Source organism: Streptomyces sp. NRRL S-378, from assembly GCF_000720645.1.
Classification (GTDB): domain Bacteria; phylum Actinomycetota; class Actinomycetes; order Streptomycetales; family Streptomycetaceae; genus Streptomyces.
The window spans coordinates 145,006-164,983 of sequence record NZ_JOBX01000001.1; the positions used below are offsets into that span (position 1 = coordinate 145,006).

18 protein-coding genes are annotated in these 19,978 nt (G+C 68.6%); 9 read left to right on the forward strand and 9 right to left on the reverse strand.

Annotated elements, in window-relative coordinates; genetic code table 11:
- Nucleotides 1-63: 63 nt before the first annotated feature.
- The 7 genes from gyrA to dnaA form a co-directional block, all read right to left on the reverse strand.
- Nucleotides 64-2,670: a DNA gyrase subunit A gene (gene gyrA / locus IH80_RS0100745; protein WP_030956761.1), complete on the reverse strand. Its 2,607-nt coding sequence runs from the start codon at nt 2,668-2,670 to the stop codon at nt 64-66.
- Nucleotides 2,671-2,715: 45 nt separating this feature from the next.
- Nucleotides 2,716-4,737 carry a DNA topoisomerase (ATP-hydrolyzing) subunit B gene (gene gyrB, locus IH80_RS0100750; protein WP_030956763.1) on the reverse strand — a complete coding sequence of 674 codons (2,022 nt, stop codon included), beginning with the start codon at nt 4,735-4,737 and terminating at the stop codon, nt 2,716-2,718.
- Between the two features lie 306 nt (nt 4,738-5,043).
- On the reverse strand, nt 5,044-5,580 hold the full coding sequence (locus tag IH80_RS0100755) for a DUF721 domain-containing protein (RefSeq protein WP_030956765.1): 537 nt from the start codon (nt 5,578-5,580) through the stop codon (nt 5,044-5,046).
- Entirely contained in the window at nt 5,577-6,713 is a 1,137-nt protein-coding gene (recF, locus tag IH80_RS0100760) for a DNA replication/repair protein RecF (protein WP_030956766.1), read from the reverse strand. The genes IH80_RS0100755 and recF overlap by 4 nt, the downstream gene beginning before the upstream one ends.
- Before the next feature lie 59 nt (nt 6,714-6,772).
- Nucleotides 6,773-7,648: a phosphogluconate dehydrogenase (NAD(+)-dependent, decarboxylating) gene (gene gnd, locus IH80_RS0100765; RefSeq protein ID WP_030956767.1), complete on the reverse strand. Its 876-nt coding sequence runs from the start codon at nt 7,646-7,648 to the stop codon at nt 6,773-6,775.
- A gap of 237 nt (nt 7,649-7,885) precedes the next feature.
- On the reverse strand, nt 7,886-9,016 hold the full coding sequence (gene dnaN / locus IH80_RS0100770) for a DNA polymerase III subunit beta (protein ID WP_030956769.1): 1,131 nt from the start codon (nt 9,014-9,016) through the stop codon (nt 7,886-7,888).
- Nucleotides 9,017-9,892: 876 nt separating this feature from the next.
- Nucleotides 9,893-11,698, reverse strand: a complete 1,806-nt coding sequence (gene dnaA, locus IH80_RS0100775) for a chromosomal replication initiator protein DnaA (RefSeq protein WP_078906243.1) — start codon at nt 11,696-11,698, stop codon at nt 9,893-9,895.
- Between the two features lie 356 nt (nt 11,699-12,054).
- Between dnaA and rpmH the strand changes: the two genes are divergently transcribed.
- The 9 genes from rpmH to IH80_RS0100810 all read left to right on the forward strand — a co-directional run bounded on the left by rpmH (nt 12,055) and on the right by IH80_RS0100810 (nt 18,505).
- Nucleotides 12,055-12,192: a 50S ribosomal protein L34 gene (gene rpmH, locus IH80_RS0100780; RefSeq protein ID WP_018547628.1), complete on the forward strand. Its 138-nt coding sequence runs from the start codon at nt 12,055-12,057 to the stop codon at nt 12,190-12,192.
- A gap of 21 nt (nt 12,193-12,213) precedes the next feature.
- Nucleotides 12,214-12,588 (forward strand): ribonuclease P protein component, encoded by a 375-nt coding sequence (gene rnpA, locus IH80_RS41675; protein WP_078906244.1) that lies wholly within the window; start codon nt 12,214-12,216, stop codon nt 12,586-12,588.
- The gene (gene yidD / locus IH80_RS41680) at nt 12,585-12,866 is read left to right on the forward strand and encodes a membrane protein insertion efficiency factor YidD (protein WP_076043740.1); all 282 of its coding nucleotides are present in this window, start codon (nt 12,585-12,587) and stop codon (nt 12,864-12,866) included. The genes rnpA and yidD overlap by 4 nt, the downstream gene beginning before the upstream one ends.
- A gap of 3 nt (nt 12,867-12,869) precedes the next feature.
- Nucleotides 12,870-13,973 carry a membrane protein insertase YidC gene (yidC, locus tag IH80_RS0100785; RefSeq protein WP_030956773.1) on the forward strand — a complete coding sequence of 368 codons (1,104 nt, stop codon included), beginning with the start codon at nt 12,870-12,872 and terminating at the stop codon, nt 13,971-13,973.
- 15 nt (nt 13,974-13,988) lie between these two features.
- Nucleotides 13,989-14,501, forward strand: coding sequence for a protein jag (locus IH80_RS0100790; protein ID WP_030025736.1), 513 nt, complete (start codon nt 13,989-13,991; stop codon nt 14,499-14,501).
- A 128-nt stretch (nt 14,502-14,629) separates the two neighbouring features.
- Nucleotides 14,630-15,346 carry a 16S rRNA (guanine(527)-N(7))-methyltransferase RsmG gene (gene rsmG / locus IH80_RS0100795; RefSeq protein ID WP_030817076.1) on the forward strand — a complete coding sequence of 239 codons (717 nt, stop codon included), beginning with the start codon at nt 14,630-14,632 and terminating at the stop codon, nt 15,344-15,346.
- A 265-nt stretch (nt 15,347-15,611) separates the two neighbouring features.
- Nucleotides 15,612-16,700, forward strand: coding sequence for a ParA family protein (locus IH80_RS0100800; protein ID WP_078906245.1), 1,089 nt, complete (start codon nt 15,612-15,614; stop codon nt 16,698-16,700).
- A complete protein-coding gene (locus IH80_RS0100805; protein WP_030956776.1) occupies nt 16,697-17,785 on the forward strand; it encodes a ParB/RepB/Spo0J family partition protein in 1,089 nt (362 codons plus the stop codon). The genes IH80_RS0100800 and IH80_RS0100805 overlap by 4 nt, the downstream gene beginning before the upstream one ends.
- A gap of 102 nt (nt 17,786-17,887) precedes the next feature.
- Nucleotides 17,888-18,505: a GNAT family N-acetyltransferase gene (locus IH80_RS0100810; RefSeq protein ID WP_030956777.1), complete on the forward strand. Its 618-nt coding sequence runs from the start codon at nt 17,888-17,890 to the stop codon at nt 18,503-18,505.
- Nucleotides 18,506-18,592: 87 nt separating this feature from the next.
- On the opposite strand, the gene trxA is transcribed toward IH80_RS0100810, so the two are convergent.
- The gene (gene trxA, locus IH80_RS0100815) at nt 18,593-18,934 is read right to left on the reverse strand and encodes a thioredoxin (protein ID WP_030839308.1); all 342 of its coding nucleotides are present in this window, start codon (nt 18,932-18,934) and stop codon (nt 18,593-18,595) included.
- 60 nt (nt 18,935-18,994) lie between these two features.
- Nucleotides 18,995-19,954 (reverse strand): thioredoxin-disulfide reductase, encoded by a 960-nt coding sequence (gene trxB, locus IH80_RS0100820; RefSeq protein WP_030956778.1) that lies wholly within the window; start codon nt 19,952-19,954, stop codon nt 18,995-18,997.
- Between the last annotated feature and the right edge of the window lie 24 nt (nt 19,955-19,978).

Consider the following 19,978-nt stretch of genomic DNA (forward strand, 5'->3'; position numbering starts at 1 on the left):
GGGGCCACGGGCACCGTTCGCTCCAGTCTTGGCCGGTCCGGCGCCCGTGGCTCCACTCACGACTTACTCCTCGTGCTCCCCGGCCGAAGGCTGCGTGCCCTCGGCTGCCTCGACGGCCTGTGCGTCGGCCGCCTCGGTCTCGTTCTCGTCGGCCTCGACCTCGTCAGCTTCCTGACCGGCCTCGGCGTTGCGGGCGATGCCGACCACGGCATCGCGCTTGCCCAGGTTGATCAGCTGGACGCCCATGGTGTCACGGCCGGTCTCCCTGACTTCATTGACGCGCGTACGAATCACACCACCGCTGAGCGTGATGGCGAGAATCTCGTCCGTTTCGTCCACCACGAGGGCACCGACGAGGGACCCGCGGTCCTCCACGATCTTCGCGGCCTTGATGCCCAGACCGCCACGACCCTGGACGCGGTACTCGTCGACCGCCGTCCGCTTGGCGTAGCCGCCGTCGGTCGCGGTGAAGACGAACGTACCGGGCCGGACCACGCTCATGGAGAGCAGTTCGTCTCCTTCTCGGAAACTCATGCCCTTCACGCCCGAGGTCGCGCGGCCCATCGGACGCAGCGCGTCGTCGGTCGCCGTGAAGCGGATCGACTGCGCCTTCTTGCTGATCAGCAGCAGGTCGTCCTCGGCGGACACCAGCTCGGCACCGATCAGCTCGTCGTCGCTGCCGTCCTCGGTCTCCCGGAGGTTGATGGCGATGACGCCACCGGAGCGCGGCGAGTCGTAGTCCTTGAGCGCCGTCTTCTTCACCAGGCCGCCCTTGGTGGCCAGGATCAGGTAGGGCGCCGCCTCGTAGTCGCGGATGGCGAGGATCTGCGCGATCTTCTCGTCCGGCTGGAAGGCCAGCAGGTTCGCCACGTGCTGCCCGCGGGCGTCGCGGCCGGCGTCCGGCAGCTCGTACGCCTTGGACCGGTAGACCCGGCCCTTGTTCGTGAAGAACAGCAGCCAGTGGTGCGTGGTGGAGACGAAGAAGTGGTCGACCAGGTCGTCCTGCTTCAGCTTCGTCCCGCGCACGCCCTTGCCGCCGCGCTTCTGCGAGCGGTAGTCCTCGGTCTTGGTGCGCTTGACGTAACCGCCGTGCGTGATGGTGACGACGATGTCCTCTTCGGCGATCAGGTCCTCGATGGACATGTCACCGTCGAAGGGCACCAGCTTGGAGCGCCGGTCGTCGCCGAACTTCTCGACGAGCGCGGCCAGTTCCTCGCTGACGATGGAGCGCTGGCGGTCCTCGGAGGCCAGGATCGCGTTGTACTCGTTGATCCGGGCCTGGAGCTCGTCGTGCTCGGCGACGATCTTCTGCCGCTCCAGGGCTGCGAGGCGGCGCAGCTGCATCTCCAGGATCGCGTTCGCCTGGATCTCGTCGATCTCCAGCAGGCCCATCAGGCCCTCGCGCGCGATCTCGACCGTGTTGCTGCGCCGGATCAGCGCGATGACCTCGTCGATCGCGTCCAGGGCCTTGAGCAGACCGCGCAGGATGTGCGCGCGCTCCTCGGCCTTGCGCAGGCGGAAGCGCGTGCGCCGGACGATGACCTCGATCTGGTGCGTCACCCAGTGGCGGATGAAGGCGTCGATCGACAGGGTGCGCGGCACCCCGTCCACCAGCGCCAGCATGTTCGCGCCGAAGTTCGTCTGCAGATCGGTGTGCTTGTAGAGGTTGTTCAGCACGACCTTGGCGACGGCGTCGCGCTTGAGCACGATCACCAGGCGCTGGCCGGTCCGCGAGGAGGTCTCGTCGCGGACGTCGGCGATGCCGCCGATCTTGCCGTCCTTGACCAGGTCGGCGATCTTCTGCGCGAGGTTGTCGGGGTTGGTCTGGTACGGGAGCTCCGTGACCACCAGGCACTGGCGGTTCTGGATCTCCTCGACCTCGACCACCGCGCGCATCGTGATGGAGCCGCGCCCGGTCCGGTACGCCTCCTCGATGCCCTTGCGGCCCACGACGAGCGCGCCCGTCGGGAAGTCCGGGCCCTTGATGCGCTCCAGGAGCGCGTCCTGGAGCTCCTCGTGCGTGGCGTTCGGGTGCTCCAGCGCCCACTGGGCACCGGCGGCGACCTCGCGCAGGTTGTGCGGCGGGATGTTGGTCGCCATACCGACCGCGATGCCGGCGCTGCCGTTGACCAGCAGGTTCGGGAAGCGCGCCGGGAGGACCGTCGGCTCCTGGTTGCGGCCGTCGTAGTTGTCCTGGAAGTCGACGGTCTCCTCGTCGATGTCCCGGAGCATCTCCATGGCCAGCGGCATCAGCTTGCACTCGGTGTAGCGCATGGCGGCCGCCGGGTCGTTGCCCGGGGAGCCGAAGTTGCCGTTGGAGTCCACCAGCGGCATGCGCATCGACCACGGCTGGGCCAGGCGGACCAGGGCGTCGTAGATGGAGCTGTCACCGTGCGGGTGGTAGGTGCCCATGACGTCGCCGACGACGCGGGCGCACTTGTAGAAGCCCTTCTCGGGCCGGTAGCCGCCGTCGTACATCGCGTACAGCACGCGACGGTGGACGGGCTTGAGGCCGTCCCGCACGTCGGGCAGCGCACGGGAGACGATGACGGACATCGCGTAGTCGAGGTAGGAGCGCTGCATCTCCGTCTCGAGCCCGACGGGCTCGATGCGCAGCACGGGCTGCTCCTCCGCGTTGTTCTCTGCGGTGGGGGTGGTTTCGTCGGCCATTGCCGGTCAGAAATCCTTTCAGGCGGCGGTCAGCGTCGGGCCGACTCAGATGTCGAGGAAGCGGACGTCCTTGGCGTTGCGCTGGATGAAGGAGCGCCGGGCCTCGACGTCCTCACCCATCAGCACCGAGAACAGGTCGTCGGCCTGCGCCGCGTCGTCGAGGGTGACCTGGCCGAGCACGCGGTGGTCCACGTCCATCGTGGTGACGCGCAGTTCCTCGGCGTTCATCTCGCCCAGACCCTTGAAGCGCTGGATCGAGTCTTCCTTGATGCGCTTGCCGTTCTGCTTGCCGATCTCGACCAGGGCGTCGCGCTCGCGGTCCGAGTACGCGTACTCGAAGTCGTCACGACCCCACTTGATCTTGTAGAGCGGCGGACGCGAGAGGTACACGTGACCGGCCTCGACCAGCGGGCGCATGAAGCGGAAGAGGAAGGTGAGCAGCAGGGTGTTGATGTGCTGACCGTCGACGTCGGCGTCGGCCATCAGGATGATCTTGTGATAGCGGAGCTTCTCGATGTCGAAGTCCTCGTGCACACCCGTGCCGAAGGCGCTGATCAGCGCCTGGACCTCGGTGTTCTGGAGGATCTTGTCGATGCGCGCCTTCTCGACGTTCAGGATCTTGCCGCGGATCGGCAGGATGGCCTGGTACATCGGGTTGCGGCCGGACTTCGCCGAACCGCCGGCGGAGTCACCCTCGACGATGAAGATCTCGCACTTGGTCGGGTCGTTCGACTGGCAGTCGGACAGCTTGCCCGGGAGCGAGGCGCTCTCCAGCAGACCCTTGCGGCGCGTCAGGTCGCGGGCCTTGCGGGCCGCGACGCGCGCCGTGGCCGCCTGGATCGCCTTGCGGACGATGTCCGCGGCCTCGACCGGGTTGCGGTCGAACCAGTCGTTGAGGTGCTCGTGGACGACCTTCTGCACGAAGGTCTTGGCCTCCGTGTTGCCCAGCTTGGTCTTCGTCTGGCCCTCGAACTGCGGCTCGCCCAGCTTGACCGAGATGATCGCCGTCAGACCCTCGCGGATGTCCTCGCCGGCGAGGTTGTCGTCCTTCTCGCGCAGCAGCTTCTTGTCGCGCGCGTAACGGTTCACCAGACCCGTCAGCGCGGCGCGGAAGCCCTCCTCGTGGGTGCCGCCCTCGTGCGTGTGGATCGTGTTCGCGAAGGAGTAGACGCCCTCCGTGTACTGCGAGTTCCACTGCATCGCGATCTCGACCGAGAGCATGCGCTCCTTGTCCTCGGCCTCGACGTCGATGACGGTCGGGTGGATCAGCTCGCCCTTGCGCGAGTTGAGGTACTTCACGAAGTCGACGATGCCGCCCTCGTAGTAGTACTTCACCGTGCGCGCCGTGGGGTCCGCCGTGTCCGCGTCCGGGTCGTCCGCGCCCACGGTCGCCTTCGCGGACTCGCGCTCGTCGGTCAGCGACAGGGTCAGGCCCTTGTTGAGGAAGGCCATCTCCTGGAAACGCCGCGACAGCGTCTCGAAGGAGTACTCGGTCGTCTCGAAGATGTCGCCGTCGGCCCAGAAGGTGACCGAGGTGCCGGTCTCCGCCGTCTCCTCGTTCTTGGCCAGCGGAGCCGTCGGCACGCCCAGCTTGTAGTCCTGGGTCCAGCGGTGGCCGTCCGTCTTGACCTCGACCGCGACCTTGGTGGACAGCGCGTTCACAACGGACACACCGACGCCGTGGAGACCGCCGGAGACGGCGTAGCCGCCACCGCCGAACTTGCCGCCCGCGTGCAGGACCGTCAGGACGACCTCGAGGGCCGGCTTCCCCTCGGACGGAACGATGCCGACGGGGATGCCACGGCCGTTGTCGACCACGCGCACCCCGCCGTCGGCGAGGATCGTCACGTCGATGGTGTCCGCGTGCCCGGCCAGCGCCTCGTCGACCGAGTTGTCGACGACCTCGTAGACGAGGTGGTGCAGACCACGCTCGCCCGTCGAGCCGATGTACATACCCGGCCGCTTGCGGACCGCGTCCAGGCCCTCGAGGACCTGGATCGCACTGGCGTCGTAATTCTTCTCGTTGGAGTCGCCGGAATCGGCCACGAAGCGCCCTTTCTGGCACAGCGCAGCCCGTACTCCGGACCAGCAAGTGCGCCGGCGGGAGCGGCCGCGTCGATCTGCGTTGTCTGCGTGATCCCGCGAACGGGGCGGGATTTCCTCCAGTCTACCGGTACCACGGACATGAATGGGGGTTTGCCGGTACCTGAGTCCGCATGTGCCGCCCTGAACCGCCACTCTCCGACTCCCCATATCCGGGAAGGGGCTCAAAGAGGCTCACACGGGCACCCAGCGCTTCGGCCTGTCAACCTCCGGCTACCGTGAGGGACGCCACCCGCCGACGCGCGCGCGACAGCGGTCCACGGGTGCTACTCACCCGTAGGTGTCGCCGGGTCCGGTGCTCCCGGGAGCCCGCCAGGGCCCGTACCCCTTCGGGCGTCCGCCCGGTCCCTGCACCTTGATCATGCGGACCGTGCCCTGGCCCAGATCCGCGTTCAGCCGCGCCACCAGCTGCGGGGCCAGCAGCTTCAGCTGCGCCGCCCACGCCGAGGAGTCGCACCTCACGACCAGCTCACGGTTCTCGTAGCGCTGCGGTTCACAGTGGGCCGCGATCTCGGGCCCGACGATCTCCGGCCAGCGCTCCATCACGCCCGCCACCGCCATCGGCATCTCCCAGCCGCGCTCGGTGCGCAGCCGGTCCAGCGCCGCCATCAACGGCATCGGGTCGCGGCCGTCCGCGCGGGCGCCCGACCGCAGCCCCGGCTGCTGCTGGCGCTTCCTGCCGCCCGCCGCGTCGCCGCGGGCCCGCGCCTGCTCCCGGGCCGCCGCGAGGGCCTGGCGGGCCAGGTCCACCCCGGAGGCCTCCGGTGCCCTGCGCGCCTGCTGCGGGTCCTTGCCCTGCTCGTTCACAACCGGGTCACCTCACCGCCGGACACCCCGTACCGGGCTCCCACCAGCACGCCGGGGACGTCGTCGTCCACGGCCGCCGTCACGAGCACCTGCTCGCCCGGCGCCACCAGCTCCGCCAGCCGCTCCCGGCGCCGCGCGTCGAGTTCCGCGAACACGTCGTCCAGGATCAGCACCGGCTCGCTGCCCTCGGAGCGCAGCAGCTCGTAGGAGGCCAGCCGCAGCGCCAGCGCGTACGACCAGGACTCGCCGTGGCTGGCGTACCCCTTGGCCGGCAGGTCTCCCAGGCGCAGGGCCACGTCGTCGCGGTGCGGGCCGACCAGGGTCACCCCGCGCTCGATCTCCTGCTTGCGCACCTCGCCGAGAGCGGCCAGGAGCACCTCGTACAGGGCCTCGCGGGTGCGGGCCGCCCCGCTGTCCACCGGCTCGCCCGCCGAGCACTTGTACGCCAGCCCCAGCGGGCCGCCGCCGGGCGCGAGCTGCTCGTACGCCTTGTCGGCCAGCGGCAGCAGCGTCGCGATCAGGTCGAGGCGCTGCGCCAGCAGCTCCGCGCCCGCGCGGGCGAGGTGCTGGTCCCACACGTCCAGCGTGGACAGGTCCATCGAGCGTCCGCCGTGCCGGCGGGCCATCGCCGCGGACTTCAGCAGGGTGTTGCGCTGCTTGAGGACGCGCTCGTAGTCGGAGCGGACCCCGGCCATCCGCGGCGAGCGCGCGGTGACCAGCTCGTCGAGGAACTTGCGGCGTTCGCCCGGGTCGCCCTTGACCAGGGCCAGGTCCTCCGGGGCGAACAGCACGGTCCGTACGATCCCCAGCACGTCCCGCGGCCTGACCTGTGAGGACCGGTTGATCCGGGCCCGATTGGCGCGGCCCGGGTTCAGCTCCAGCTCGACCAGCTGCTGGCGCTCGCCCTGGGTGACGGCCGCCCGGATCACCGCCCGGTCCGCGCCCATCCGTACGAGCGGGGCGTCCGAGGAGACGCGGTGGCTGCCCAGGGTCGCGAGGTAGCCGACCGCCTCGACGAGGTTGGTCTTGCCCTGGCCGTTGGGACCCACGAACGCGGTGACGCCCGGGTCGAGGGGAACCTCGGCCCGGGCGTACGAGCGGAAGTCGGCCAGTGAGAGATGCGAAACATGCATACGGCGCCGACCTCCCCCGGCTTTCCACTGCTCTTTCGTGCTGCTGTGCTGCTGAGCTGCTACTTCTTCTCGACCGCGTGGCCGCCGAACTGGTTGCGGAGGGCGGCGATCATCTTCATCTGCGGGGAGTCGTCCTGACGCGAGGCGAACCGCGCGAACAGCGACGCCGTGATCGCGGGCAGCGGTACGGCGTTGTCGATCGCCGCCTCCACCGTCCAGCGGCCCTCGCCCGAGTCCTGCGCGAAGCCGCGCAGCTTCTCCAGGTGCTCGTCCTCGTCGAGGGCGTTCACGGCCAGGTCCAGCAGCCAGGAGCGGATGACGGTGCCTTCCTGCCAGGAGCGGAAGACCTCGCGGACGTCGGTGACCGAGTCCACCTTCTCCAGGAGCTCCCAGCCCTCGGCGTAGGCCTGCATCATGGCGTACTCGATGCCGTTGTGGACCATCTTCGCGAAGTGGCCCGCGCCGACCTTGCCGGCGTGCACGGCGCCGAACTCGCCCTCGGGCTTGAGGGCGTCGAAGATCGGCTGGACGCGGGCGACGTGGTCCTTGGCACCGCCGTACATGAGCGCGTAGCCGTTCTCCAGGCCCCACACGCCACCGGAGACACCGCAGTCGACGAAGCCGATGCCCTTGGCCGCCAGCTCCTCGGCGTGCTTCTCGTCGTCCGTCCAGCGGGAGTTGCCGCCGTCGACGACGATGTCGCCGATCGAGAGCAGCTCGGCCAGCTCGTCGACGGTGGACTGCGTCGCCGCACCGGCGGGGACCATCACCCACACGACGCGGGGGGCCTGCAGACTGTCCACAAGTTCCCGCAGGCTGTGGACATCCGCGAGGTCCGGGTTGCGGTCGTATCCGATGACGGTGTGGCCTGCGCGGCGGATGCGCTCGCGCATGTTGCCGCCCATCTTGCCGAGACCGACGAGACCAAGCTCCATCAGGTGGTTCCTTAAGCGTTGTGGCCGTCTTTGCCGGGGCTGCCCCGGCCGTGCCCTCGCGGGACGCGCGGGGGCCGCCCACCGGATCCGAGCCTACGCCGGGCCGCGGCGACGGGCCCCGCGGGCGCTCCATGGCGAGCGGTCCGGCTTTCCCGGTGTCCTCCCCAGCCTGTGGACGACGCCGGGCCCGGTCCGCAGCGGTGTGCGCAACCGGGCCCGGCGTCGACGGGCGGGACGTCAGCCGGACAGGCGCACCGGCATGATCAGGTACTTGTAGGCCTCGTCGGCCTCCGCGTCGATCGCCGGGCGGCCGCTGAGCAGCGCGGGCTTGGTCGACGTGGTGAAGCTGAGCTGGGCCACCGGGGAGGCGATCGCGCTCAGGCCGTCCAGCAGGAAGGTCGGGTTGAAGGCGATCGAGATGTCGTCGCCGTCGAGCTGGGCGTCGACCCTTTCCACAGCCTGTGCGTCGTCGGAGGAACCGGCCTCCAGGATGAGCACGCCCTTCTCGAAGCTGAGCCGGACCGGGGTGTTGCGCTCGGCCACCAGGGCCACGCGCTTGACGGCCTCGACGAACGGCGCGGTCTCGATCACGGCGATCGAGTTGAACTCCGTCGGGAACAGCGTGCGGTACTTGGGCAGGTCGCCCTCGAGCAGCCGGGTGGTGGTGCGGCGGCCGGCACCCTCGAAACCGATCAGGCCCTCGCCCGCGCCGGAGCCGGACAGCGCCAGGGTGACGGTGTCACCGCTGGTCAGAGAGTTGGCGATCTCCTGGAGCGTCTTGGCGGGCACCAGGGCCACGGCCGACGCGTCCGGGTTCTCCGGCTTCCACAGGAACTCGCGGACCGCGAAGCGGTAGCGGTCGGTGGAGGCCAGGGTGACGCGGTCGCCCTCGATCTCGATGCGGACACCCGTCAGGACCGGCAGCGTGTCGTCACGGCCGGCGGCGGTGGCGACCTGCTTGGCGGCGGAGGCGAAGACCTCGCCGGCCACGGTGCCGGTGGCGGTGGGCATCTGCGGCAGCGCCGGGTACTCCTCCACAGGAAGGGTGTGGAGTGTGAACCGCGAGGAGCCGCAGACCACGGTCGCCCGTACACCGTCTGTGGAAATCTCCACCGGTCGGTTGGGGAGGGCGCGGCAGATGTCGGCGAGCAGCCGGCCGGAGACCAGGACCGTGCCGTCCTCCTCGACGTCCGCCTCGACCGAGACGCGGGCCGAGACCTCGTAGTCGAAGCCGGAGAGGCTCAGGGTGCCTTCCTCGGCCTTGAGCAGCAGGCCCGCGAGGACGGGCACCGGCGGCCGGGCCGGGAGGCTGCGGGCCGCCCAGGCCACCGCCTCCGCGAGTACGTCGCGCTCCACCCGGATCTTCACCGGAACCGCCTCCTGCTGTTGCTCGCTCGTCTGCCGGCCTTCGTCGTCGGCTCGTCGATGCCTCGACCGATGCCGGGGACCAGTCTGACGTACGGCGCCGACACTCGGTGCGGCCGGCGGTCAAGTCGGGAGCGGGGCGGCGGGACGGGCGAGCGACGAGTTGTGCACAGGACCCGCTTGAAAACCGAAACCGGGCTAACTCTCTATGGGGGTAGTAGTAGGGCCTGTGGAAACGGTGGATAAGCCCGTCGACGCAGGTCAGAGTGCGTTTTTTATCCACCGGCCCTGTGGGTGACACCGGTGGACAACACGGTGTCCCTGTGGAGAACGGAAAGTTCTGCACAGGCTGTCCCCAGGTGCCCCCCATTACTCCACAGGTGTGTCCCCAGCTTTCCCCCGGTACTCCACAGCCCAAACGTCTACATCCATGTGACGCCTTTCACTCCGGGCGGTGAGAGGGGGTGGCGGGTTGCCGAACAGTGGACAAGGGTGTGGAGAAGTCCGCAGAACCTGTGCACAGCATGAGGGAACCTGTGGGGTGGCGGTGGACAACGGCGTGGAAAGGCCTGTGGACGAGATTTTTGTCCACAGCCTGTGGATGACGCTTGCGCACAAATCCACAGGGTTCTGACCAGGCCTGATGGATCCTCAACAGTCACCCCTGTGGACAGATTGTGGGCGACGCGGGCGGTCCCCAGGGTGTGGACGGAAGAAAGTCCCCGAATCTGTGGATGAGTTGCTCCTCAGGGGGCGTATTCGAACAGGTCAGGGGCGCACGCATGAAGAAGGGCGCCCCCGTTGTGGACCGGGAGCGCCCTCTGAGGGTGTTTGAAAGGGGCCTGACGCGGCGCCGGTCCAGCCGGCCGGCGCCCGCGCTCAGCCGTTCTTGATGCGGTTGGTGAGCTCCGTGACCTGGTTGTAGATGGAGCGCCGCTCGGCCATCAGAGCCCGGATCTTGCGGTCCGCGTGCATGACCGTGGTGTGGTCGCGGCCGCCGAACTGCGCCCCGATCTTCGGCAGCGACAGGTCCGTGAGCTCCCGGCACAGGTACATGGCGATCTGGCGGGCGGTGACCAGGACCCGGCTGCGCGAGGAGCCGCACAGGTCGTCCACGGTCAGGCCGAAGTAGTCCGCGGTGGCCGCCATGATGTCGCTGGCCGTGATCTCCGGCGCGCTGTCCTCGCCGCCCGGGATCAGGTTCTTGAGGACGTCCTCGGTGAGCCCCAGGTCCACCGGCTGCCGGTTGAGGCTCGCGAAGGCCGTGACCCGGATCAGCGCCCCCTCCAGCTCGCGGATGTTGCGCGAGATGCGGGAGGCGATGAACTCCAGTACCTCCGGAGGGGCGTTGAGCTGCTCCTGGACCGCCTTCTTGCGCAGGATCGCGATGCGGGTCTCCAGCTCGGGCGGCTGGACGTCCGTGATCAGGCCCCACTCGAAACGGTTGCGGAGCCGGTCCTCGAGGGTGACGAGCTGCTTGGGCGGCCGGTCGGAGGAGAGGACGATCTGCTTGTTGGCGTTGTGGAGCGTGTTGAAGGTGTGGAAGAACTCCTCCTGCGTCGACTCCTTGCTCGCGAGGAACTGGATGTCGTCGACGAGCAGGATGTCCATCTCGCGGTAGCGCTTGCGGAACGCGTCGCCCTTGCCGTCGCGGATCGAGTTGATGAACTCGTTCGTGAACTCCTCGGAGCTCACGTACCGCACGCGGGTGCCGGGGTAGAGGCTCCGCGCGTAATGCCCGATGGCGTGCAGCAGGTGCGTCTTGCCGAGGCCCGACTCCCCGTAGATGAAGAGGGGGTTGTAGGCCTTCGCCGGTGCCTCGGCGACGGCCACCGCGGCGGCGTGCGCGAAGCGGTTGGACGCACCGATGACGAAGGTGTCGAACAGGTACTTGGGGTTCAGCCGGGCGGTCGGCTCCAGCGGGCCGGAGGTGGAACCGCCGGACGGGGCCGGGGGCGCGGCGGGCCGGCCGGGGGGCTGGCGCGGTGCGGGCTGCTCGTAGGACTGCTGCTCGTATTGATGGGCCTGGTGGGGCTGGTGGGACTGCTGCTGCTCGTACGGGGCCTGCTCGTACTGCTTCTGGTCGTAGGAGCCCTGGTCGTACTGCTGCTGGTCGTACTGCTGCTGGTCGTAGCCCGAGGGCTCGGCCTGCTGGAGGTAGCCCGGCTGCGGGGAGGCGTAGGGGTCGCGCTCGGGGAAGCCGCCCAGGCGCGGCTGCTGCCAGCCGTAGTCGTCCTGCTGTCCGCCGCGGGGCCACGCGCCGGGCTCGGAGCGCGGCTGCTGGTAGTCCGGGTACGCGGGGCGGGCCGTGGGGAGCTGGTCGTCCGAGGGGCCGCCGCCGGGGCGCTGGCCGCCGTACGGTTCGTAGCCGCCGGGCTGCTGGGCGGGAGGCGCGGCGGGGGCGGGCTCGCCGGCGGAGTCGTCCACCGTGATGGCGATCCGGATGGGGCGGCCGCACTCCCGGCTGAGAGCGTCACTGATCAGCGGGGCGAGGCGGCCTTCGAGGACGCGCTTGCCCCACTCGTTGGGGACGGCGAGCAGGGCGGTGTCGGCGACGAGTGCCAGGGGCTGGCACCGCTCCACCCACTGCTTGTCCTTGGGCTCGATGCCCGGCTGTCCCTCCCCGAGGAGCTTCTCGAGCACCCTTGGCCACACTGCGGCAAGATCGGCAGGTACGTCAGCCACAGAGCACGCTCTCTCACAGGGGGTCCCACGAATGTGTGGTTCTTTGGGACGGTCGGGACGAAAAATCCGGGGTCAAGCAACGGTAGTCAGGCCAGAGGCTGCGGTTCAAGTCGTTGTCCACAGCCTGTGCACAGTGCGGCGTCGGGCAGGCTCGGTTTGACCGGATGGCGTAGCCGCGCGTACCGTAACGAGGTCGAGTTGTCGATGGCTGCTGCCGCCTGCCTACCGATGGGCGAAGGTCACTGATAGTGATCCATTAGCGGTGCCACTCGGGCGAACACGCGAGTTTCCTCGTGGGCGCACGGTGACAGCCAGGCGATGTCCCGCCACAACGATTCATTCTCTGGAGCCCCCGAGTGAGCAAGCGCACCTTCCAGCCGAACAACCGCCGTCGCGCCAAGACCCACGGCTTCCGCCTGCGGATGCGTACCCGTGCCGGTCGCGCGATCCTCGCGAACCGTCGTTCCAAGGGCCGCGCCGCCCTTTCCGCGTAACAACGCGCAGGTCGTGACGTCGTGCTGTCTCCCGAGAATCGGCTGAGGCGGCGCGAGGACTTCGCGAGCGCGGTACGCCGAGGACGCCGGGCCGGTCGCCCACTCCTCGTCGTCCACCTACGTACAAGCGGTGCAACGGACCCGCACGAGTCGGGGGAGATCGATCCCTCGTCGCGTGCGGGTTTCGTCGTCAGCAAGGCCGTCGGCAATGCCGTCGTACGGAACCGGGTGAAGCGCCGTCTTCGCCATCTGGTCCGCGAGCGGCTGTCGCAGCTGCCCGCCGGTAGCCTGGTGGTGGTACGAGCGTTGCCCGGAGCGGGCGAGGCCGGCCCCGACGAACTGGCCCGGGACCTGGATGCCGCTCTGGTGCGGCTCCTGGGAGGCGTGGCTCGATGAAGTACCCGCTGCTCGCTTTGATCAAGCTGTACCAGTGGACGATCAGTCCGCTGCTCGGGCCGGTGTGCCGCTACTACCCGTCGTGTTCGCACTACGGGTACACGGCCATCGACCGGCATGGTGCGGTGAAGGGGACAGCGCTGACCGCCTGGCGGATCCTGCGGTGCAATCCGTGGTCCCCGGGCGGCGTGGACCATGTCCCACCCCGTAAACGCCCGCGTTGGCACGAGCAGCTGCGCAGTGCGTTGCGTAGATCTCGCAATGCTCAAGGAGCCTGATTAGTGGACACGATCGCCGGTCTGTTCAGCTTTATCACCACACCCGTTTCATGGATCATCGTTCAGTTCCACTCGCTGTACGGGGCGGTCTTCGGGCCGGACAGCGGATGGGCCTGGGGCCTGTCCATCGTGTCCCTGGTGGTCTTGATCCGTATCTGCCTGATCCCGCTCTTCGTGAAGCAGATCAAGGCGACGCGTGGCATGCAGGCGCTCCAGCCGAAGATGAAGGCGATCCAGGAGCGCTACAAGAACGACAAGCAGCGTCAGTCCGAAGAGATGATGAAGCTGTACAAGGAGACGGGTACCAACCCGCTCTCCTCGTGCCTTCCCATCCTGGCGCAGTCGCCGTTCTTCTTCGCGCTGTACCACGTGCTGGCGAACATCGCCGACGGCAAGACCATCGGCGTCCTGAACCAGCAGCTCGTCGACAGCGCCCGTGAGGCCAAGATCTTCGGCGCGCCGATCGCCGCCAAGTTCATGGACAGCTCCGAGAAGGTCGCCGCCCTCGGCGCCTCGCTGACGGACGTCCGGATCGTGACCGCGGTCATGATCGTCCTGATGTCGCTGTCGCAGTTCTACACCCAGCGTCAGCTGATGCAGAAGAACGTCGACCTGTCGGTCAAGACGCCCTTCATGCAGCAGCAGAAGATGCTGATGTACATCTTCCCGGTGATCTTCGCGGTCATGGGTATCAACTTCCCCGTCGGTGTCCTCGTCTACTGGCTGACCACCAACGTCTGGACCATGGGTCAGCAGATGTACGTGATCAACCAGAACCCGACGCCGGGCAGCAAGGCGCAGGACCAGTACCTGACGCGGCTGCTCAAGCACGCCACCTCGCACGGTGAGGTCAAGGGCCGGGGCAAGAAGAAGATCGTCGCTGCCATCGTGGCCAAGGGTCCGGACCGCAACGACATCGAGCGGAAGTTCATCACGTCCCTGTCCAAGCAGGGCCTGGCCGCTCAGGCGGACGGTTCCGTGATCAAGAGTTCCGAGGCCACGGCGGACTCGGATGCTGCGAGCGGCGGTGCCGCGAAGCGGCAGCAGCCGAAGCGGCAGACGAAGTCGCAGCGCCAGACGCCCAGCAAGCCCTCTCCCAAGAAGTAAGAAGGAGTCCCTCCCGTGACGGAAGGCACCACCACCGCCGCCGCTGAGAGTGGCGACACCCTGACCCGCCTCGAGCAGGAGGGTGAGATCGCGGCCGACTACCTCGAGGGTCTGCTGGACATCGCAGACCTGGACGGCGACATCGACATGGACGTCGAGGCCGACCGGGCCGCGGTGTCAATCGTCAGTGACTCCGCCAGCCGCGACCTGCAGAAGCTCGTGGGTCGCGACGGTGAGGTCCTGGAGGCCCTGCAGGAGCTGACGCGTCTGGCCGTCCACCGGGAGACCGGGGACCGCAGCCGGCTGATGCTCGACATTGCCGGGTTCCGTGCGAAGAAGCGCGAGGAACTGGCGGCCCTGGGCGCGAAGGCGGCGGCGGACGTGAAGGCGTCCGGCGAGCCGCTGAAGCTGGCTCCGATGACCCCGTTCGAGCGGAAGGTCGTCCACGACGCCGTGGCGGCCGCCGGTCTGCGGAGCGAGTCGGAGGGCGAGGAGCCGCAGCGCTTCGTCGTTGTGCTCCCGGCCTGATCGCCGGCATGAGTGTTCGGCCCCGTCTGTGTCGCAGGCGGGGCCGAAGTTTGTCAGCCTGGCATGTGAACGACGCGGCATCTTGAATACGTGGTCTGCAGGACCACGAGGTACGGAAGGACGGTCCCGTGACGGAGGCAGCTGAGCTTCCCGAGGCGCCCGAAGAGGCGCGCGCGGTGTTCGGTGAGTTTTTCCCGGAAGCTGTGCGGTATGCGGAGCTGCTCGCGGACGCGGGAGTCAAGCGCGGCCTGATCGGGCCGCGCGAGGTGCCGCGGCTGTGGGAGCGGCACCTGCTGAACTGCGCAGTGCTCTCGGAGGTGGTGCCCCAGGGCGTCACCGTGTGCGACGTGGGCTCGGGTGCGGGCCTGCCCGGCATTCCGCTCGCCCTGGTGCGGCGGGATCTCAAGATCACACTGCTGGAGCCGCTGCTCCGGCGGACGACCTTCCTCCAGGAGGCCGTGGAACTGCTCGGCCTCGACCACGTCACGGTGGTGCGCGGGCGGGCCGAGGAGGTCCTCGGCAAGCTGCAGCCGGTGCACGTGGTGACGGCGCGGGCGGTGGCTCCGCTGGACCGGCTGGCCGGCTGGGGCGTTCCCCTGCTGCGTCCGTACGGAGAGATGCTGGCACTCAAGGGCGACACTGCCGAGGAAGAGCTGGTGTCCGCCAAGACGGCGCTGACGAAGCTGGGTGTGGTGAAGACCTCGGTGCTGCAGGTGGGCGAGGGCCTGGTGGACCCGCTGTCGACGGTGGTCCGGGTCGAGGTCGGAGAAAGCCCCGGTGGGGTGAGGTTCGCGGCCAAGCGGGCTAAGGCCGCCAGGGTCGGACGGTCTCGTCGCCGTCGTTGATTCACTGGCTGTGTGGGGCCCATGCGGAGATTTCGTCTGGGTTGGGCCCTATAGGTATGGATTTCGGAGTGTCGTAGAGGCCTGAAGACTCCGTCCGGGCATCGTGTTTCACGTGAAACGTCGCTCTCTGCTGCACGGAATCATCAGCCGCGGTCGTGCGGCTGCGTCCCCCCTCCAACGCAAGGACGCAAGGGGGACGGAGTTGTCCACATCGGTGGATTCATCCACAGGAGTACGGGCCCCGCTGGTTCGCGACCCCGGTGACATGGCAGGCTCTGTTCATCGCGAGCCTGATGTCGAGGAGAGTGACACCGTGCGGTCCGACGCCAACCTCGCGGGGCCGATGGCCGACCCGGTCCCCGGTCCCCGCTCTGAACAGGTGGGTGAGGATGTTTCACGTGAAACATCGCCCCCACCCCTTGTAGACAATGAGACCCCCCTCGGCAGAGCCGCCCAGCTGGCGGTGGAGGCCATGGGGCGCTCTGGTGCGGTCATGCCGCGCCCGGAGCAGACCCGTGTCATGGTGGTCGCCAACCAGAAGGGCGGCGTGGGCAAGACCACGACGACCGTGAACCTGGCGGCCTCGCTGGCTCTGAACGGAGCTCGGGTCCTCGTGGTCGACCTCGACCCGCAGGGGAACGCGTCCACCGCACTGGGTATCGACCACCACGCCGATGTGCCGTCCATCTACCACGTGCTCGTGGACAGCCGACCGCTCATGGAGGTCGTCCAGCCGGTCGTGGACGTCGAGGGCCTCTTCTGTGCTCCCGCCACGATCGATCTGGCGGGTGCCGAGATCGAGCTGGTGTCGCTGGTGGCGAGGGAGAGCCGCCTCCAGCGGGCGATCCAGGCGTACGATCAGCCGCTCGACTACATCCTGATCGACTGCCCGCCCTCACTCGGACTGCTGACGGTGAACGCCCTGGTGGCCGGCGCCGAGGTGCTGATTCCGATCCAGTGCGAGTACTACGCGCTGGAGGGACTGGGCCAGCTGCTGCGCAACGTCGATCTGGTGCGGGCCCACCTCAACCCTTCTCTCCACGTGTCGACCATCCTGCTGACGATGTACGACGGCAGGACCCGGCTGGCATCGCAGGTGGCGGAGGAGGTGCGCAGCCACTTCGGCAAGGAGGTGCTGCGCACGAGCATCCCCCGCTCGGTGCGCATCTCGGAGGCACCGAGCTATGGGCAGACGGTGCTCACGTATGACCCGGGTTCCAGCGGTTCCCTCTCCTATCTGGAGGCGGCGCGGGAGATCGCGTATCGGGGGGTCGGAATGCAGTACGAGTCCCAGCACGCCCATCTGGGCACGGGCATGAACGGCACGCAGAGTGTGGCGGAGGGGATCCAGTGAGTGAACGACGTAGAGGGCTGGGACGGGGGCTCGCTGCACTGATCCCGCAGGCTCCGCAGGAGAAGACGCTGCCGGCGAGCAGTGCCGGTGCCACCTCCCCGGCGGCGGTACCGGAGCTGACGTCCGAGCGCGGCATCGCGGCGGCGAAGCTCGCGGCTCTGGCCCAGGCCGATGTTTCACGTGAAACATCGCTTGCGGTCCTTCCGGTGGATGAGCCGGGTCCGGAGCCGGAAGCGAACCTGGTGGCGGGAGCGACGTTCGCGGAGCTTCCGATGGACGCGATCACGCCCAACCCGCGGCAGCCGCGGGAGGTGTTCGACGAGGACGCCCTCGCCGAGCTGGTCACCTCTATCCAGGAGGTGGGCCTGCTCCAGCCGGTGGTGGTGCGCCAGGCGTCCCCCGGTCGCTATGAGCTGATCATGGGTGAGCGGCGCTGGCGTGCCTGTCGGGAGGCCGGGCTCGAGGCCATCCCGGCGATCATCCGTGCGACGGACGACGAGAAGCTCCTGCTGGACGCCCTCCTGGAGAACCTGCACCGGGCGCAACTGAACCCGCTGGAAGAGGCCGCGGCCTACGACCAGCTGCTCCAGGACTTCAACTGCACGCACGACCAGCTGGCCGACCGGATCGGTCGTTCACGTCCCCAGGTGTCGAACACCCTGCGGCTGCTGAAGCTGTCGCCGCCGGTGCAGCGCCGGGTGGCTGCCGGGGTGCTGTCGGCAGGGCACGCGCGTGCGCTGCTCTCGGTGGAGGACTCCGCGGAACAGGACCGGCTCGCCCACCGGATCGTCGCCGAGGGACTGTCGGTGCGCGCGGTCGAGGAGATCGTGACGCTGATGGCCTCGGAGTCTTCGAGCGCGGTGAAGCCGAAGGGCCCGCGCGCGGGAGCCCGGGTGTCACCGGCGCTCAGCGAGCTGGCGACGCGACTCTCGGACCGGTTCGAGACCCGGGTGAAGGTTGATCTCGGGCAGAAGAAGGGCAAGATCACCGTCGAGTTCGCTTCGATGGAGGATCTGGAGCGGATCCTGGGCACGTTGGCACCGGGCGAGGGCCGGGTGCTGGATCAGGGTCTCTCCGGGGAGTGACCTCCCGGTCGGCCGAGGGGCGGATCCTGCCGGTGTGAAACGGCGCGATCCGCCCCTTCGCTTGCTGTCGAAGAACGCTGGACCAGTGGATACGATGCCGTCATGGGTCGTCGGCTGGTACCGCTCACGCTGGACAACCTCCAGGATCTGCCCCGACGTTGCCGGTCCTGCGTCTTCTGGGAACTGGACCCGGTCAGCGGTGAGGCCGCCGTGAAGGCGGGCACCTCGGCGACGGAGAAGGAGGCGTGGATCTCCGCTGTCCTGCTGGAGTGGGGATCCTGCGGCCGTGTGGTCTACGTGGACGAGGTCCCGGTCGGCTTCGTGCTGTACGCGCCGCCGGCGTACGTTCCCCGGGCCACGGCCTTCCCGACGAGTCCGGTCTCACCGGACGCCGTACAGCTGATCACCGCATGGATCATGCCCGGATACCAGGGGCAGGGGCTGGGCCGCGTCATGGTGCAGACGGTGGCCAAGGACCTGCTGCGCAGGGGGTTCCGGGCGATCGAGGCGTTCGGGGACGCACGGTGGGAGGGTCCGGCCTGCCTGCTGCCGGCGGACCATCTCCTGGCGGTGGGCTTCAAGACCGTACGGCCTCATCCGGCCCATCCGCGGCTGCGACTGGAGCTGAGGTCGACCCTGTCCTGGAAGGAAGACGTCGAGCTCGCCCTGGACCGGTTGCTGGGAGCCGCGCGCAAGGAGCCGGCACTACGGCCTCTCTGACGAGGCACGTGAGGCTCTGACGGCCTATGCGAAACGGGCCCGCCCCTTGGAGGGGGCGGGCCCGTTTCACGTGAAACATGGCCGCGGTCAGGCGGTCTTGACCTCGACGAAGTCAGCGAGGTCGCGCAGGATGGCGGCCTTCGGCTTGGCGCCGACGATGGTCTTGGCGACCTCGCCACCCTGGTAGACGTTCAGCGTCGGGATGGACATGACGCCGTACTTGGCGGCGGTGGCCGGGTTCTCGTCGATGTTGAGCTTGACGATCTCGATCTGGTCGCCGTACTCGGCGGCGATGGCCTCGAGGGACGGCGCGATCTGGCGGCACGGTCCGCACCAGGCGGCCCAGAAGTCGACCAGTACGGGCTTGTCGCTCCTGAGGACCTCGGCGTCGAAGTCGGCGTCGGTCACGTTCTTGAGGGTGCCGGCCACAGCGGCCTCCTTGTTCTTCCTGCGGGGTGGGGTGTGGGGCTGGTGCGGGGGTGGGACCGGTCAGACCGCTGCGTGCGCCTTCTCGGCGTCCGCGAGGGCGGCGAGGAAGCGCTCGGCGTCGAGGGCGGCGGAGCAACCGGTGCCCGCGGCGGTGATGGCCTGACGGTACGTGTGGTCCACGACGTCGCCGGCGCCGAACACGCCGGTGACGCTGGTGCGGGTGGAGGGGGCTTCGACCTTGAGGTAGCCCTCGTCGTCGAGGTCCAGCTGGTCCTTGAAGAGCTCGGTGCGCGGGTCGTGGCCGACGGCGATGAAGAGGCCGGTCACGGGCAGCTCGGAGGTCTCACCGGTCTTGGTGTTGCGCAGGGTGAGGCCGGAGAGCTTCTGGTCGCCGTGGATCTCGGAGACCTCGCTGTCCCAGGCGAACTTGATCTTCGGGTCGGCGAACGCGCGGTCCTGCATGGCCTTGGAGGCGCGCAGGCTGTCACGGCGGTGGACGATCGTGACGGACTTGGCGAAGCGGGAGAGGAAGGTGGCTTCCTCGATCGCGGTGTCACCGCCGCCGACGACGGCGATGTCGTGGTCCTTGAAGAAGAAGCCGTCGCAGGTGGCGCACCAGGAGACACCGCGACCGGAGAGCGCGTCCTCGTTGGGCAGGCCGAGCTTGCGGTGCTGCGAACCGGTGGTGACGATGATGGCCTTCGCGCGGTGCACGGTGCCGGCGGTGTCGGTCACGGTCTTGATCTCACCGGTGAGGTCCACGGACACGATGTCGTCCGGAACCAGCTCGGCACCGAAGCGCTCGGCCTGGCCACGCATGTTGTCCATGAGGTCCGGGCCCATGATGCCGTCCTGGAACCCGGGGAAGTTCTCCACCTCGGTGGTGTTCATCAGGGCGCCACCCGCGGTGACGGCACCTTCGAAGACCAGGGGCTTGAGCGAAGCGCGTGCGGTGTACAGGGCGGCGGTGTAACCGGCCGGCCCGGAGCCGATGATGATCACGTTTCGAACGTCGCTCACGGGTTTCTTCCTCGTCTCTGCGGA